This window comes from Lentzea sp. HUAS TT2, from assembly GCF_051853195.1.
Taxonomy (GTDB): domain Bacteria; phylum Actinomycetota; class Actinomycetes; order Mycobacteriales; family Pseudonocardiaceae; genus Lentzea.
In genome coordinates this window covers 8885929-8900140 of sequence record NZ_CP196667.1, presented here as the reverse complement: position 1 = coordinate 8900140, position 14212 = coordinate 8885929, and the positions used below count along the sequence as shown (strand labels likewise).

The following is a 14212-nucleotide window of genomic DNA, read 5'->3' as shown; positions in this document are numbered from 1 at the left end:
GGTGACTGGGTGAAGGCGGCCATCGTCGGCTCCGGCAACATCGGCACCGACCTGCTCTACAAGCTCCTGCGCTCGCAGGTGCTGGAACCGCGCTGGATGGTGGGCATCGACCCGGCCAGCGAGGGACTGCGCCGCGCGGCCGATCTGGGGCTCGAGGTCTCGGTCGACGGCGCGGAGTGGTTGCTGCGTCAGGACGAGCTGCCGGACATCGTCTTCGAGGCGACGTCCGCGGCGGTGCACAGGGCCAACGCCCCGCGCTACGCCGAGGCGGGCGTCCGGGCGATCGACCTGACACCGGCCGCGGTCGGGCCGTACGTCGTGCCGCCGGTGAACCTCGGTGAGCACCAGGACGCGCCCAACATCAACCTGATCACCTGCGGTGGCCAGGCCACGATTCCCATGGTGCACGCCGTTTCCCGGGTCGTCCCGGTGTCGTACGCGGAGATCGTCGCCAGCGTCGCGTCGGTGTCGGCAGGTCCTGGGACCCGAGCCAACATCGACGAGTTCACCCGCACGACCAGCCGGGGCATCGAAGCGATCGGCGGGGCTGGGCGCGGCAAGGCGATCATCGTGCTGAACCCTGCCGACCCGCCGATGATCATGCGCGACACGATCTTCTGCGCGATTCCCGAGGACGCCGATCCCGACCCGATCACGGACTCGATCGCCCGGATGGAGACCGACATCCGTTCGTACGTCCCAGGGTTCCGGTTGCTGCGCGAACCGCAGTACGACGCGGGCCGGGTGGCGATCTTCGTGGAGGTCGCGGGTGCGGGCGACTTCCTGCCCGAATACGCGGGAAATCTCGACATCATGACGGCCGCCGCTACCAAGGTGGGGGAGGAGATCGCCCGTGCAGCTCAGATTGACCGACACGTCACTGCGTGACGGCTCGCACCACAAGCGGCACCAGTTCACGGTCGACGACGTGCGCTCGATCGTGGCGGCACTCGACGGCGCCGGGGTGCCGGTGATCGAGGTGACGCACGGGGACGGGCTGGGCGGGTCGTCGTTCAACTACGGCTTCAGCCACACCCCCGAACAAGAGCTGATCAAGGTCGCGGTCGAGACGGCCACGCAGGCCAAGATCGCGGTGCTGATGCTGCCGGGTGTCGGGGTGAAGGACGACATCCTGGTGTCGCAGGACAACGGCGCCTCGATCGTGCGGATCGCCACGCACTGCACCGAGGCCGACGTGTCCGTGCAGCACTTCCAGCTGGCTCGCGAACGTGGGCTGGAAACCGTTGGCTTCCTGATGATGGCGCACTCGCAGCCACCGGAGGCGTTGGCTCGTCAGGCAAGGATCATGGCCGACGCCGGGTGCCAGTGCGTCTACGTGGTCGACTCGGCCGGAGCCCTTGTGCTGGAACAGGTTTCCGACCGGGTTTCCGCGCTGGTCGCCGAACTCGGGGAGGACGCCCAGGTCGGCTTCCACGGGCACGAGAACCTCGGGCTGAGCGTCGCGAACTCGGTCGCCGCGGCCCGGGCCGGGGCCAAGCAGATCGACGGCAGCGTGCGCGGATTCGGGGCAGGCGCGGGAAACACGCCGCTCGAAGCGTTCGTCGGCGTCTGCGACAAGCTGGGCTTCGAGACCGGCGTCGACTTCTTCAAGATCGTGGACGCGGCCGAGGACGTCGTCCGGCCCGTCATGCCCGACGAGTGCCTGCTCGACCGGATGGCGCTGATGATGGGCTACGCGGGCGTCTACTCCAGCTTCCTCAAACACGCGTACACGCAGGCCGAACGCTATGGCGTGTCCGGCGCGCAGATCCTCGTCCGCGCGGGCGAACGCAAGCTCGTGGGCGGGCAAGAGGACCAGCTGATCGACATCGCACTGGAGCTGAGCAGGGAGAAAGTCCGATGAGCGAGGAAATCCTCGGCAAGGTGCGGGAACTGCTGCCGGCGCTCGCCGAACGCGCGGCCGAGGCGGAGGAACTGCGCAGGGTGCCGCCGGAGTCGGTGAAGGCGTTGCAGGAGACCGGTTTCTTCCGGATGCTGCAACCCGCGCGGTACGGCGGCTTCGAGTCGCACCCGCTCGACTTCTACACCGCGGTCAGGCTGATCGGCAGCGCGTGCGGTTCAACGGGCTGGGTCGCGTCCGTGCTGGGTGTGCACCCGTGGCACGTCGGGCTGTTCGACGTTCAGGCGCAGGACGAGGTGTTCGGCGAGGACCAGGACACCCGGATCTCGTCTTCCTATGCGCCAACAGGTCGTGCCACGGCGGTCGAGGGCGGGTTCCGGTTCAGCGGCAAGTGGAGCTTCTCGTCCGGCTGCGACCACGCGACGTGGGTGCTGCTCGGCGGCCTCGTGATGAACGACGAGGGCAAGCCGATCGACTTCCGGACGTTCCTGCTGCCGATCTCCGACTACACGATCAACGACGTGTGGGACACGGTCGGCCTGCGCGGCACCGGTAGCAACGACATCGTGGTGAACGACGTGTTCGTCCCGGAGTACAGGGCGCTGAGCATGTCGAACACCGCGCGGTGCAAGTGCCCCGGCCAGGAGGTCAACCCCGGCCCGCTGTTCCGCATGCCGTACGGGACGATCCACCCGTACGCGGTGACGGCGCCGATCATCGGCATGGCGACCGGGGCGTACGCGCTGCACGTCAACGCGACCCGTGAACGCGTCCGGGCGGCGTACCTGGGGGAGAAGTCGGTCGAAGACCCGTTCGCGCAGGTCAGGATCGCGACCGCGGCGGCCGACATCGACGTGGCGTGGTGGACGCTCGAGAAGGACATCAACGAGGAGTGGGCGCACGCCGTCGCCGAGACGAAGATCCCGATCGACCTGCGTCTCAGGGCCCGGCGCGACCAGGTGCTCGGCAGCGGGCGGGCGCTCGCCGCGATCGACCTGCTCTTCGAGAGCGCGGGCGGCAAGGCGATCAACGCCGGCCTGCCGTTGCCCCGCTTCTGGCGCGACGCCCACGCCGCACGGGTGCACGCGGGCAACGACCCGGAGCGCGTGCTGGTGCTGTACGGCAAGAACGAGCTCGGCATCCAGGTCCGCGACGGCTTGTTCTGAGGGAGCGTTGATGAGCGTGCGGTTGCACTACCACGAGGCCGGTACCGACAACGCCGAGACGCTGGTCCTGCTGCACGGCGGCGGGCCCGGTGCGTCGGCGATGAGCAACTTCCGCGCGAACATCCCGGTGTTCGCGAAGTCGTTCCGCGTGCTGGCGGTCGACATGCCGGGCTACGGCCAGTCGGACAAGCCGGCCGAGCACGACCAGTACTTCTCCTTCGCCTCCAGGGCGTTGAAGGACCTGCTGGACTCGCTGGAGGTCGAGCGGGCGCACATCCTGGGCAACTCGCTCGGCGGCGGCACCGCGGTCCGGTTCGCTCTGGACCACGGGAAACGCGCCGGACGGCTCGTGTTGATGGGTCCGGGCGGGTTGTCGCTCAACGTCTTCTCGCCTGATCCGACCGAGGGCGTGCGCAAGCTCAGCGCGTTCGCTCGCACACCCACGCGGGAGAAGATCGAGGAGTTCCTGCGGATCATGGTGTTCGACCAGTCGCTGATCACCGACGAGCTGATCGACGAACGGTTCGAGGCGGCGCGCCAGCCGGAGTCGTTGCGCGCCATGGCCACGCTGGGCAAGTCGTTCTCCGGTCCCGACTTCGAGCAGGGCATGCTCTGGCGCGAGGCCTACAAGCTGCGCCAGCGGGTGCTGCTGGTCTGGGGTCGCGAGGACCGGGTGAACCCGCTCGACGGCGCGTTGCTGGCGACGAAGCTGATCCCGCGCGTGCAGCTGCACGTGTTCGGTGGATGTGGGCACTGGGCGCAGCTGGAGAAGTTCGACGAGTTCAACAGGCTCGCTCTCGATTTCCTGACGGAGGCGTGATGAGCATCCGGTCGCTGGCGTATCTCCGGATCGAGGCCACCGACATGGGCCGGTGGCGCGAGTTCGGGCTCAAGGTCCTCGGCATGGTGGAGGGCAAGGGGTCGACTGAAGGCGCTCTGTACCTGCGGATGGACGACTTCCCGGCGCGGCTCGTGATCGTGCCGGGGGAGACTGACCGTCTGCAGGCTTCCGGGTGGGAGGCCGCCACCGAGGCCGAACTCGACGAGGTCGCGAAGCGCCTGGCCTCGGCCGGTGTCGCGTACGTCGAGGGCTCGGCGGCGGACCTGGCGGAACGGCGGGTCACCGGCCTGATCCGGTTCGAGGACCCGTCCGGCAACACGCTGGAGGTCTTCCACGGCGCGGCGTTGGAGCACCGGCGGGTCGTGTCGCCGTACGGGCACCGGTTCGTGACGGGGGAGCAGGGCCTCGGCCACGTCGTGCTGTCCACTTCGGACGACGAGGCCGCGCTGCACTTCTACCGCGACGTGCTGGGGTTCCGGTTGCGCGACTCGATGCGCCTGCCACCGCAGTTCGTCGGCAGGCCCGCCGACGGACCGCCCGCGTGGCTGAGGTTCTTCGGCTGCAACCCGCGCCACCACAGCCTCGCGTTCCTGCCGATGCCGACGCCGAGCGGGATCGTGCACCTGATGGTCGAGGTCGAGAACACCGACGACGTGGGCCTGACGCTGGACCGGGCTTTGCGGCGCAAGGTGCCGATGTCGGCGACGCTCGGCCGGCACGTGAACGACCTGATGCTGTCGTTCTACATGAAGACGCCCGGCGGGTTCGACGTCGAGTTCGGTTGCGAGGGACGGCAGGTCGACGATGAGGACTGGATCGCACGCGAGAGCACGGCGGTGAGCCTGTGGGGACACGACTTCAGCGTGGGCGTCCAGAAGTAGCCGCCCGCTACCGATCCGTGCTCGGTCACTTCTGCACCGGGGTGACCGTGGTGACCGGCATGTCCGCCGACGGTCCGGTGGGGTTCGCCTGCCAGGCCTTCGCCGCGTTGTCGCTGGACCCGCCGCTGGTGGTGTTCTGTCCACAACGGACCTCGCGCAGCTGGGCCGCGATCGCCTCGGCCGGCTCGTTCTGCGTGAACGTGCTGGCCGAGGACCAGCGCGAGGTGTCGACGGTGTTCGGGAAGGCGGGCACGGACAAGTTCTCGGCCGTGTCGTGGACGCCTTCCCCGACCGGCGCCCCGGTGCTCGACGGCGCGCTGACGTGGGTCGACTGCCAGGTGTCGGTGGTGCACGACGCCGGTGACCACCACATGGTCGTCGGCTCGGTCGTGGAGCTCGGCCCGGTGCGCGAGGCGCAGCCGCTGCTGTTCTACCGCGGCCGCTACGCCACGCACGCCGAGCTGGACACCCGCGGCTGGTCCGGTGAGGTCCTCGACAACCTGCTGACCTGGCAGCGCCAGTCAGAGTGGAGCTGACGCGGTGACCTGCCAGACCGCGGCGGGGATCCGCACCTCGTCCCCGTGCACGAACCCGTCGAACGCGCCCCGGACGTCCGCCATGATCCGGGGGCGTTCGGACTCGTCGGCCTCCTTGAGCGCACGGGAGATCGGGCCGAGGTTGCTCAGGTACGGGACCAGCAGCTTCTCGGGCAGGGCGCGGAGTTGGTCCACCGGGCGGATGTCGATCCCGTCCCAGCCGGCCTCCTCGAGGATCTTGCGCGTCCTGCCGGGGTCGGCGAGGGCGAACGGCCCAGGCCCGTCCGGGTCCGGCTTGGGCGCGTCGGGCAGCAGCGGGGCAGCGGCCTTGGTCGCCGTGGTCATGAACGGGTTCTCCTCCGCCGTGCGCCACGTGATGAAGCAGAGCTCACCTCCGGGCGACGTGGCGCGCAGCAGGTTGCGGAACGCCGCGGTGAGGTCGTCGAAGAACATGACCCCGAACCTGCTGACGATCAGGTCGAAGCTCGTGTCGAACGTGTGCACCTGCGCGTCGGCGCGGAGGTACTGCGCTTCGCCGTGCTCGCGTGCGGCGGCGAGCATCGTCTCGGAGATGTCGACGCCCACACAGGCCGCCCCGGTGGCCTCGGTGATCGCCCTCGTGACACCGCCCGTGCCACACCCGACGTCGAGCACCCGTTCGCGCGGCCGTGCGAGCGCCGCCTCGACGAGCAGGTCCTGGAAGGGGCGGAGCATCAGGTCCACGATGTCCTGCACGTTCGCCCAGCCCTGTCCCGCGGCGTTCCACCAGGCGGCCTGCTCGCTGTTCACCTCTGCTGTCATGCTCCTACCGTCCTACTTCAAGTCGGCTTGAGGTCAAGTGTGGTGGACAAGACCGAGATCGGCATCGGCGAGGTGGTCCGGCGCTCAGGCGTGCCCGCCTCCACTCTGCGCTACTACGAGGAGCGCGGCCTGATCGCGTCCGTGCGGCGGCAAGGCCTGACACGCGTCTTCACGCCGGCCGTGCTGGAGCAGCTGGCGTTGATCGCGGTCTGCCGCACCGCCGGGTTCTCGCTGGACGAGATCACGCTGATGTTCTCACCCGACGGCCGCCCGTCGCCGAACCGCGAGATGCTCGCCGCCAAGGCCGACGAGCTGGACGTGACGATCCGGAAGCTGGCGTTGATGCGCGACGACCTGCGGCACGCGGCGGCCTGTCCGGCGCCGACGCACATGGAGTGCCCGACGTTCCGCCGCGTGCTGGGGCAGGCTTAGGCGACCCAACCTCGGTCAGCGAGATGATCACTTGTGGGCGGAACGGGTGAGCCGTTCGAGGTGCACGGCCGGGCTGCCGAACAACTGCCCGCTACCGTGCGCGCGCTTGAAGTACAGGTGCGCGTCGTGCTCCCAGGTGATCGCGATCCCGCCGTGCAGCTGGACCATCTCGGCCGCGACCTTGAAGAACGCCTCCGAGCAGTAGACCTTCGCCACCGCCGCGGACACCTCGTCGGCAGCGGCCTCCGCGGCTGACCGAGCGGTCTCCACGAGGACGTGCATGTCGGCCATGCGGTGCTTCAACGCCTGGAACGAGCCGATGGGCTTGCCGAACTGCACGCGGGTCTTGGTGTACTCGACGGTGAGTTCGAGGGCCCTCGCGGCGGCGCCGACCTGTTCCGCGCTCAGCGCGGCCAGCGCGATGTCACGGATCTCGGGCGACCAGGGGCCGAGTCGGGTTGCCGCCGCGTTGGTCAGGTGGAGGGTGGCGAGGCGGCGGGTCTGGTCCATGGTCGGCGTGTGTTCGCGGCTGACGCCGGGCTGCTCGGGGTCGACCTCGTACAGGTGCGTGCCGTCGCTGACCAGGAGGATCTCGGCCAGGTCGCCGTCGAGGACGTAGCGCTGGACGCCGTCGAGGTGGTCGCCGGCCGCGGTGATGCCCGTGCCGTCCCAGGGCCAGGCGAGTGTGGCGATGGCCCCGCCGACGATCCGGCGCAGCAGCCGGCCGGGGTTGTCGAGGGTCAGGAGTGCTTCCGCGGCGATGGTCGAGGCCAGCAGTGGTGACGGGGTGAGGGTGCGGCCGAGTTCGCCTAGGACGATGCGGGTCTCGTCTCGGGTGGCGCCGGAGCCGCCGTGCTCCTCGGGGATCGGGAGCACGCCCATGTCGCACAGCCGCGCCCACACGTCCTTGTCGTAGCCGTGCGGGGTCTCGATGGCCGCGCGGACGTCGGAGTGCTTGTCGAGCAGGCTGCGGACGGCGTCACGCAACGCGAGTTGTTCCGGTGTCACAACGCCTCCAGCACGCGTGCTCGGTGCATCGACGGACTGCCCCACGCCGTGCGCAGGGCTCGGGTCTGCAGCAGGAACCGGCCTAGGTCGTGCTCGGCGGTGTACCCGATGGCGCCGTGCACCTGCAGTGCGGTGCGGGCGGCCTGCCAGGCGGCGTCGGAGGTGGCGACCTTGGCGGCCGAGACGTCGCGCGACGACATGGTCACGGCCGCGCCGTACACCAGGGGGCGGGTGAGCTCTAGTCCGATGAGGACGTTCGCGAGGTGGTGCTTGACCGCCTGGAACTGGCCGATGGGCTTGCCGAACTGGGCGCGGGCCTTGGCGTGGGCCGTGGTCATCTCGAGCATGGCGCGGCCCAGTCCGAGAAGTTGGGCCGAGCAGGTCAGGACGCCCAGGTCGAAAGCGCGATCCGCCGGTACGCCGGTGGCGATGACCTGGCCGGCGGAGAGTTCGACGAGGCGGCGGGCCGGGTCGACGGACTGGAGTTCGGTGGTGGGGGAGGCTTCGCGGAGGGTGTCGCCCTCGACCAGGAGGTAGTGGTCGGCCTCGACGGCGTGGGGGATCAGGGGAGGGAAGGCAACAGACCAGGTCCCAGCCTCAGCCCTACCCACGAGCGCCGGCACCACCGCCAACGACTCCACCAGCGGCCCGGCAACGGCGTGATGCCCCAACTCCTCGAACACCACCACGAGGTCCACGGGATCGGTCACCTCCTCCACGCCGAGCGCGGCAAGGTCCGTCTTCCCCGCACCCAGGAACCCGTGCAGCACCCCGGCGAGGTCCGTCTGCTCGGACGACAGCGTGAACATCATCGAGGCAGCCCCAGGAGTCGTTCGGCGATCACGTTGCGCTGGATCTCGTTGGTACCGGCGTAGATCGGCCCCGACAGCGAGAACAGCCACCCGTCCCGCCATCCCGGCGCGACCTCGCCGATCAGGTCGAGCGCGGTCTCGTGCAGTGCCACGTCCAGTTCGGACCAGAACACCTTCGTCACGCTCGCGGCAGGCCCGGACAACGGGCTGGCCAGTGCGCCGAACGTGTGGAGCCGGTAGGCCTGCGCGCCGATCCACGCGTCCACGACCCGGTCGCGCAACGCCGGGTCCGGGTTCTTGCGGTACAGCTCCACGAGACGGGAGGCGGCGGCGGTGAAACGGCCCGGGCTGCGCAGGGTGAGGCCGCGTTCGTTGCCCGCCGTGCTCATCGCCACGCGCCAGCCGTCGCCGACCTCGCCCACGACGTCCTGGTCCGGCACGAACACGTCGTCCAGGAAGATCTCGGCGAAGCCCGGTTCGCCGTCCAGTTGGTTGATCGGGCGCACGGTGACGCCGGGAGAACGCAGGTCGAAGAGCAGGTAGGTCAGGCCGCGGTGACGTTCGCCAGGGCCGGTGCGGAACAGGCCGAACGCCCGGTCCGCGAACGACGCGCGCGAGCTCCAGGTCTTCTGGCCGCGCAGCAGCCAGCCGCCGTCGCAGCGGACGGCCGTGCTGCGCAACGACGCCAGGTCGGAGCCGGCCTCGGGCTCGGACCAGGCCTGCGCCCACACCTCGTCGCCGCGCGCCATCGCGGGCAGGATCCGGGCACGCTGTTCGTCGGTGCCGTGCGCGAACAACGTTGGCGCCAAAAGGAAAATGCCGTTCTGCGAGACACGGCCCGGCGCGCCCGAGGCGTGGTACTCCTCCTCGAACACCAGCCACTGCAGCAACGAGGCTTCCCGGCCTCCGAAAGCAGAAGGCCACGACACCACGGACAGCCGCGCGGAAGCGAGCAGTCGTTCCCACGAGCGATGTTCCTCGAAGCCCGCTGCAGTGTCCATCGAGGACAAAGGCCGGACGTTGGAAGCCAACCAGGCACGCACCTCCGCCTGGAACTCCACCGTCGAGGCATCAAGTGAGAGATCCATCAGCCGGAGGCCTTCTTCATCGAACGGGCGTCCATCCCCGCCAGCGCGTCGGAGCTCACCTCGGCGTTGTGCGCGTGCGCGAAGTGGTGCAGCCCGAACACCGAGTCCATCCCGGCGCGCAGGCCCATCAGGTCCTCGGACTGGTTGACCGCCTTCTTCGCCAACGCCAGCCCGAAGCGCGGCATCGCCGAGATGCGCGCAGCCAGCTCCAAGGTCGAGGACTCCAACGAGTCACGTGGCACGACGCGCGAGACCATGCCCCACTCGTAGGCGCGCTGGGCCGAGAACCGGTCGCCGGTGAACAGCACCTCCTTGGCGGCGCGCGGGCCGAGCATCCACGGGTGCGCGAAGTACTCCACGCCCGGGATTCCCATGCGCACCACGGGATCGGCGAAGAACGCGTCCTCGGCCGCCACGATCAGGTCGCACACCCAGGCCAGCATCAGCCCGCCCGCCACGCACGCGCCTTGCACGGAGGCGATCGTGGGTTTCGGGATCTCCCGCCACCGCCGGCACATGCCGAGGTAGACCTCCATCTCGCGGGCGAAGCGGAGATCACCGCCCTCTCGGCCGACGTGGTCCCACCACATCACGGCCTTGCGCTCGAACGACACGTCGACATCGCGTCCAGGCGAACCGATGTCGTGGCCCGCGGAGAAGTGGTCACCGGCGCCCGCCAGGACGATCACCTTGACCTCGTCGTCGTTCACCGCGCGGGTGAAGGCCTCGTCCAACGCGTAGGTCATCGCCGAGTTCTGCGCGTTGCGGTACTCCGGGCGGTTCATGGTCACGACGGCGACCGCGTCCCGCCGCTCATACGAGACTGTCACGCGTTCTCCTTGCGCAGTTGGATTTTGAGGACCTTGCCCATGGCGTTGCGGGGGAGCGCGGGGTGGAACTCGACGGCACGCGGCACCTTGTAGTTCGCCAGCCGCTCCCGGCAGAACGCGATCACCTCGTCCGCGGAGAGCGCGAAACCGGGCGCCGTCACGATGTGCGCCACGCCGACCTCACCCAGCCGGGCGTCGGCCATCCCGACCACGGCCGACTCCGCCACCCCCGGCAGCCGGGCCAGCACCTGCTCGATCTCGGCCGGGTAGACGTTGAACCCGCCGCAGATGTACATGTCCTTGAGCCGGTCGGTGATCGACAGATACCCCCGCGAGTCCACCGCGCCGATGTCACCCGTGTGCAACCAGCCGTCAGCGTCGATCGCCGCGGCCGTCGCCTCCGGATCGTCGAGATAACCGAGCATCACGTTCGGTCCGCGCAGCAACACCTCGTCCCGCGCGCCCAGCCGCAACGAGAACCCCGCCGTCGGCGCACCGCACGTGTGCGCGACCGTCTCGGGGGAGTCGCCGGGGCGGCACATGGTGGCGACGACTGCCTCGGTCAGCCCGTAGGCGGTGAGCACGGTCAGCGACAGTTCCTCGCGCAGCCGTTCGATCAGCACGACGGGGACGACCGCGGCGCCGGTGACCACCAGCCGCAGGCTCGACAGGTCGAACGAGCCGCGGTCGGGATGGTCGAGCAGCGCCTGGAAGATCGTCGGCGGTCCCGGCAGCACGGTGATCCGTTCCCGTTCGATCAGCCGCATCGTCTCCACGACGTCGAACACCGGCTGCGGCACGATCGCCGCGCCGGTCAGCAGACAGGCCAGGATCCCGGCCTTGTAACCAAAGGTGTGGAAGAAGGGGTTGACGATCAGATAGCGGTCCGCCGACGTCAGCTCACCGCAGGCCGCCCAGGCCTCGGCCACCCCCAACGACTGCCGGTGCGCGCTCATCGCCCCTTTGCTGCGCCCGGTGGTGCCGGAGGTGAACATGACGTCGCAGAGCTGATCCTCGGTCAGCACAGGAAGATCGACGGCCGCGGCGACCCACTCGGCCGGTAATCGCACCACAGCGGGGAGTTCCGGCGACAACGCCCGCAGTTCCGCCTCCCGGTCACGCCCGAGGAACTCGCCCTCCACGATCAGCACGCGCGCGGCACTGCGCTGCACCACGTCCAACGTCTCCGTAGCGGTGAACCGGGTGTTGATCGGCACCAGCGCCGCACCCGCGTGCAACGCCCCGAGCGCCGCGATCACCCACTGAGCGGAGTTGGGCGCGCACAAAGCCACCCGATCACCCGGCCGCACGCCCATCCCCACGAGCGCGCGGGCCGCGTCCAGCACCGCCGAACGCAACCCCAGCCAGGTGAGGCGGACCTCCCCGTCCACCAACGCCTCCGCGTCGATGTACGAAGCAGCAGCGCGGTCGAGCACGGCTGAAACCGTTTGCCTGCTTGGAACGTTGGCCACGACGCCCTCCAAAGCAAGTGCTTGGTAGGTTAGAGTATGGCCCATGGAGTCCTTCCGGCGCGAGGTGCGGGAATGGTTGTCCGCCAACCTCGTCGGTGAGTTCGCTGAGCTGCGCGGCCTGGGTGGACCCGGCCGCGAGCACGAGGCGTTCGAGGGACGGCTGCGGTGGCACCGGCATCTCGCCAGGAGCGGGTGGACGTGCCTCGGCTGGCCCGGCGAGCGCAGTGTGGAAGAACAGGTGATCTTCCACGAGGAGTACGCGGAGGCCGACGCCCCGGCGAAGGTCGACATCGTCGGCGAGGGCCTGCTCGGCCCGACGCTCGTCGCGTTCGGCACACCGGAGCAGAAAGAGCGGTTCCTGCCCAGGATCCGCTCGCTCGACGAGCTGTGGTGCCAGGGCTACTCGGAACCCGGCGCGGGTTCGGACCTCGCCTCCGTCACGACGAAGGCCACCCTCGAAGGCGACCAGTGGGTGATCACCGGCCAGAAGATCTGGACGTCGAACGCCCACTACTCCGACTGGATCTTCGTCCTGTGCCGCACCGAACCCGGTTCGCAGCGCCACCACGGCCTCTCGTACCTGCTCGTGCCCATGGACCAGCCGGGCATCGAGGTGCGGCCGATCCGCCAGCTCACCGGCACGTCCGAGTTCAACGAGGTCTTCTTCGACGGTGCCGTCACCCCGAAGGAGAACGTCGTCGGGCAACCGGGTGAGGGCTGGAAGATCGCCATGGCCACGCTGGGCTTCGAACGCGGCACCGCCATGCTCGGCCACCAGGTCAGCTTCAGAAGACAACTCGACGCGATCATGGCCACCGCACCCGAGGACGAACGCCTCACCAGGGCGTGGCTCGAACTGCACGTCATGCGCTCGCACACGATGAGAACGCTCAACGACGACCCAGGTCCGGAGGCCTCCGTGCTGAAGCTGTTCTGGGGAAGCTGGCACCGCAGGCTCGGTGAGCTGGCGATGGACTCGCTCGGCCCCGAGTCGATGATCGACGACAACGAGTGGCAGCGGATGTTCCTGTTCAGCCGCGCGGAGACGATCTACGGCGGCTCGGACGAGATCCAGCGCGAGATCATCGCCCACCGCATCCTGGGGCTGCCGCGATGAACGGCCACGACCTGCTCAAGGACAAGGTCGTCGTGGTGACGGCCGCGGCGGGCACGGGCATCGGCTCCGCGACCGCGAAGAGGTGCCTCGAAGAAGGCGCCACCGTCGTCATCAGCGACTGGCACGAGCGCCGCCTCAAAGAAACCCACGAGGCGCTGGGCACCGATCACGCCGTCCCGTGCGATGTCACCAACGAGCAGCAGGTCCAGCATCTCATCGACGAGACGGTCGAGCGCTACGGCCGCATCGACGTGATGGTCAACAACGCCGGCCTCGGCGGTGAGAAGTCCGTGCTGGAGATGGCCGACGACGAGTGGTCGCGCGTCCTGGACGTCACGCTGAACGGCACCTTCCGCTGCACCCGTGCCGCGTTACGCCAAATGGTCGTCCAACGAAGCGGTGTCGTCGTTAACAACTCCAGTGTGATCGGCTGGCGGGCCCAGAAGGGTCAAGCCCACTACGCCGCAGCGAAAGCGGGCGTCATGGCGCTCACGAGATGCGCCGCGATGGACGTGGCCGAGCACGGCATCCGGGTGAACGCGGTCGCGCCGAGCTTGGCGGCGCACCCGTTCCTGGCCAAGGTCACCAGTGAGGAGTTGCTGACGGAACTGGCGTCCCGCGAAGCGTTCGGGCGCGCCGCCGAGCCCTGGGAGGTCGCGAATGTGATCGTGTTCCTCGCCAGCGACTACTCGTCCTATCTCACGGGCGAGGTCGTCTCGGTGAGCAGTCAGCACCCGTGAGGAAGGACCGACCGATGAGTAGCCGGAGGGCCGAGCTGCTGGAGCTCGCCGCGAAGATGTTCGCCGAGCGTGGGTACGGGCAGACCACGGTCAGGGACATCGCGGACGCGGCGGGCATCCTGTCCGGCAGCCTCTACCACCACTTCGACTCGAAGGAGTCGATGGTGGACGAGATCCTGCGGACCTTCCTGGACGAGCTGTTCACGCGGTATCGGGAGATCGTCGAGGCAGGCCTCGGACCGAAGCAGACGTTGAAGGCCCTGGTGGTGGCCTCGTTCGAGGCGATCGACACCCGGCACGCGGCGGTAGCGATCTACCAGAACGAGTCGAAGCACCTGATGGGGCTGGAACGGTTCTCCTACGTGGACGACCGCAGCGTGGAGTTCCGCAAGCTGTGGACGGTGCTGCTGGAGGAGGGCATGAGCGCGGGCGTGTTCCGCGCGGACCTCGACGTGGACGTGGCGTACCGGTTCATCCGCGACACGGTGTGGGTGGCCGTGCGGTGGTACCGGCCGGACGGCGGCCTGGGAGCGGACCAGGTCGCCGACCAGTACCTGGCGATCCTGCTCGACGGCATCGCCACGGGCCGGCGGAAGAACTCCAAGACGTAGCAGAGCCGTAGAAGGA

At 69.1% G+C, this 14212-nt stretch carries 16 protein-coding genes; 10 read left to right on the top strand and 6 right to left on the bottom strand.

The window, feature by feature from the left end:
• Nucleotides 1-9 precede the first annotated feature (9 nt).
• The 6 genes from ACSHWB_RS42220 to hsaB are packed head-to-tail and all read left to right on the top strand — an operon-like array spanning nt 10 to nt 5285.
• Entirely contained in the window at nt 10-888 is an 879-nt protein-coding gene (locus ACSHWB_RS42220; protein ID WP_439658933.1) for an acetaldehyde dehydrogenase (acetylating), read from the top strand.
• Entirely contained in the window at nt 854-1864 is a 1011-nt protein-coding gene (gene dmpG, locus ACSHWB_RS42215) for a 4-hydroxy-2-oxovalerate aldolase (RefSeq protein ID WP_439658932.1), read from the top strand. Before ACSHWB_RS42220 ends, dmpG begins: the two co-directional genes overlap by 35 nt.
• The gene (gene hsaA / locus ACSHWB_RS42210; RefSeq protein WP_439658931.1) at nt 1861-3027 is read left to right on the top strand and encodes a 3-hydroxy-9,10-secoandrosta-1,3,5(10)-triene-9,17-dione monooxygenase oxygenase subunit; all 1167 of its coding nucleotides are present in this window, start codon (nt 1861-1863) and stop codon (nt 3025-3027) included. The genes dmpG and hsaA overlap by 4 nt, the downstream gene beginning before the upstream one ends.
• Before the next feature lie 10 nt (nt 3028-3037).
• On the top strand, nt 3038-3847 hold the full coding sequence (gene hsaD, locus ACSHWB_RS42205; RefSeq protein ID WP_439658930.1) for a 4,5:9,10-diseco-3-hydroxy-5,9,17-trioxoandrosta-1(10),2-diene-4-oate hydrolase: 810 nt from the start codon (nt 3038-3040) through the stop codon (nt 3845-3847).
• Nucleotides 3847-4749 carry an iron-dependent extradiol dioxygenase HsaC gene (hsaC, locus tag ACSHWB_RS42200; RefSeq protein WP_439658929.1) on the top strand — a complete coding sequence of 301 codons (903 nt, stop codon included), beginning with the start codon at nt 3847-3849 and terminating at the stop codon, nt 4747-4749. The genes hsaD and hsaC overlap by 1 nt, the downstream gene beginning before the upstream one ends.
• Nucleotides 4713-5285 (top strand): 3-hydroxy-9,10-secoandrosta-1,3,5(10)-triene-9,17-dione monooxygenase reductase subunit, encoded by a 573-nt coding sequence (gene hsaB / locus ACSHWB_RS42195; protein ID WP_401028854.1) that lies wholly within the window; start codon nt 4713-4715, stop codon nt 5283-5285. The genes hsaC and hsaB overlap by 37 nt, the downstream gene beginning before the upstream one ends.
• Here the strand turns inward: hsaB and ACSHWB_RS42190 are convergent.
• The gene (locus ACSHWB_RS42190) at nt 5271-6086 is read right to left on the bottom strand and encodes a class I SAM-dependent methyltransferase (RefSeq protein WP_439658928.1); all 816 of its coding nucleotides are present in this window, start codon (nt 6084-6086) and stop codon (nt 5271-5273) included. The genes hsaB and ACSHWB_RS42190 overlap by 15 nt on opposite strands.
• Before the next feature lie 42 nt (nt 6087-6128).
• Between ACSHWB_RS42190 and ACSHWB_RS42185 the strand changes: the two genes are divergently transcribed.
• A complete protein-coding gene (locus ACSHWB_RS42185; protein ID WP_439658927.1) occupies nt 6129-6518 on the top strand; it encodes a helix-turn-helix domain-containing protein in 390 nt (129 codons plus the stop codon).
• 27 nt (nt 6519-6545) lie between these two features.
• Here the strand turns inward: ACSHWB_RS42185 and ACSHWB_RS42180 are convergent, their stop codons facing one another.
• Genes ACSHWB_RS42180 through ACSHWB_RS42160 form a run of 5 tightly spaced genes read right to left on the bottom strand, consistent with a single transcriptional unit; the run spans nt 6546 to nt 11773 of the window.
• Complete coding sequence (locus ACSHWB_RS42180; RefSeq protein WP_439658926.1) at nt 6546-7526, bottom strand: acyl-CoA dehydrogenase family protein; 981 nt, start codon at nt 7524-7526, stop codon at nt 6546-6548.
• Complete coding sequence (locus tag ACSHWB_RS42175) at nt 7523-8338, bottom strand: acyl-CoA dehydrogenase family protein (RefSeq protein WP_439658925.1); 816 nt, start codon at nt 8336-8338, stop codon at nt 7523-7525. The genes ACSHWB_RS42180 and ACSHWB_RS42175 overlap by 4 nt, the downstream gene beginning before the upstream one ends.
• Entirely contained in the window at nt 8335-9426 is a 1092-nt protein-coding gene (locus tag ACSHWB_RS42170; RefSeq protein ID WP_439658924.1) for an acyl-CoA dehydrogenase family protein, read from the bottom strand. The genes ACSHWB_RS42175 and ACSHWB_RS42170 overlap by 4 nt, the downstream gene beginning before the upstream one ends.
• The gene (locus tag ACSHWB_RS42165; RefSeq protein ID WP_439658923.1) at nt 9426-10256 is read right to left on the bottom strand and encodes an enoyl-CoA hydratase; all 831 of its coding nucleotides are present in this window, start codon (nt 10254-10256) and stop codon (nt 9426-9428) included. Before ACSHWB_RS42165 ends, ACSHWB_RS42170 begins: the two co-directional genes overlap by 1 nt.
• Entirely contained in the window at nt 10253-11773 is a 1521-nt protein-coding gene (locus tag ACSHWB_RS42160) for a FadD3 family acyl-CoA ligase (RefSeq protein WP_439658922.1), read from the bottom strand. The genes ACSHWB_RS42165 and ACSHWB_RS42160 overlap by 4 nt, the downstream gene beginning before the upstream one ends.
• Between ACSHWB_RS42160 and ACSHWB_RS42155 the strand changes: the two genes are divergently transcribed.
• From ACSHWB_RS42155 to ACSHWB_RS42145, 3 genes are read left to right on the top strand one after another with little or no spacing between them, the layout of a single operon-like run.
• Entirely contained in the window at nt 11772-12845 is a 1074-nt protein-coding gene (locus ACSHWB_RS42155; RefSeq protein WP_439658921.1) for an acyl-CoA dehydrogenase family protein, read from the top strand. The genes ACSHWB_RS42160 and ACSHWB_RS42155 overlap by 2 nt on opposite strands.
• Entirely contained in the window at nt 12842-13585 is a 744-nt protein-coding gene (locus ACSHWB_RS42150) for an SDR family oxidoreductase (protein WP_439658920.1), read from the top strand. Before ACSHWB_RS42155 ends, ACSHWB_RS42150 begins: the two co-directional genes overlap by 4 nt.
• Before the next feature lie 14 nt (nt 13586-13599).
• Nucleotides 13600-14196, top strand: coding sequence for a TetR/AcrR family transcriptional regulator (locus ACSHWB_RS42145; protein WP_439658919.1), 597 nt, complete (start codon nt 13600-13602; stop codon nt 14194-14196).
• The last annotated feature ends 16 nt before the right edge of the window (nt 14197-14212 follow it).

Bases quoted from the DNA above. Each gene is read 5' to 3' on its own strand.
- hsaA (WP_439658931.1), top strand. From the start codon at position 1,861: ATGAGCGAGGAAATCCTCGGCAAGGTGCGGGAACTGCTGCCGGCGCTC.
- hsaD (WP_439658930.1), top strand. From the start codon at position 3,038: ATGAGCGTGCGGTTGCACTACCACGAGGCCGGTACCGACAACGCCGAG.
- hsaC (WP_439658929.1), top strand. From the start codon at position 3,847: ATGAGCATCCGGTCGCTGGCGTATCTCCGGATCGAGGCCACCGACATG.
- ACSHWB_RS42190 (WP_439658928.1), bottom strand. From the start codon at position 6,086: ATGACAGCAGAGGTGAACAGCGAGCAGGCCGCCTGGTGGAACGCCGCG.
- ACSHWB_RS42175 (WP_439658925.1), bottom strand. From the start codon at position 8,338: ATGATGTTCACGCTGTCGTCCGAGCAGACGGACCTCGCCGGGGTGCTG.
- ACSHWB_RS42170 (WP_439658924.1), bottom strand. From the start codon at position 9,426: ATGGATCTCTCACTTGATGCCTCGACGGTGGAGTTCCAGGCGGAGGTG.
- ACSHWB_RS42155 (WP_439658921.1), top strand. From the start codon at position 11,772: ATGGAGTCCTTCCGGCGCGAGGTGCGGGAATGGTTGTCCGCCAACCTC.
- ACSHWB_RS42160 (WP_439658922.1), bottom strand. From the start codon at position 11,773: ATGGGCCATACTCTAACCTACCAAGCACTTGCTTTGGAGGGCGTCGTG.
- ACSHWB_RS42150 (WP_439658920.1), top strand. From the start codon at position 12,842: ATGAACGGCCACGACCTGCTCAAGGACAAGGTCGTCGTGGTGACGGCC.
- ACSHWB_RS42145 (WP_439658919.1), top strand. From the start codon at position 13,600: ATGAGTAGCCGGAGGGCCGAGCTGCTGGAGCTCGCCGCGAAGATGTTC.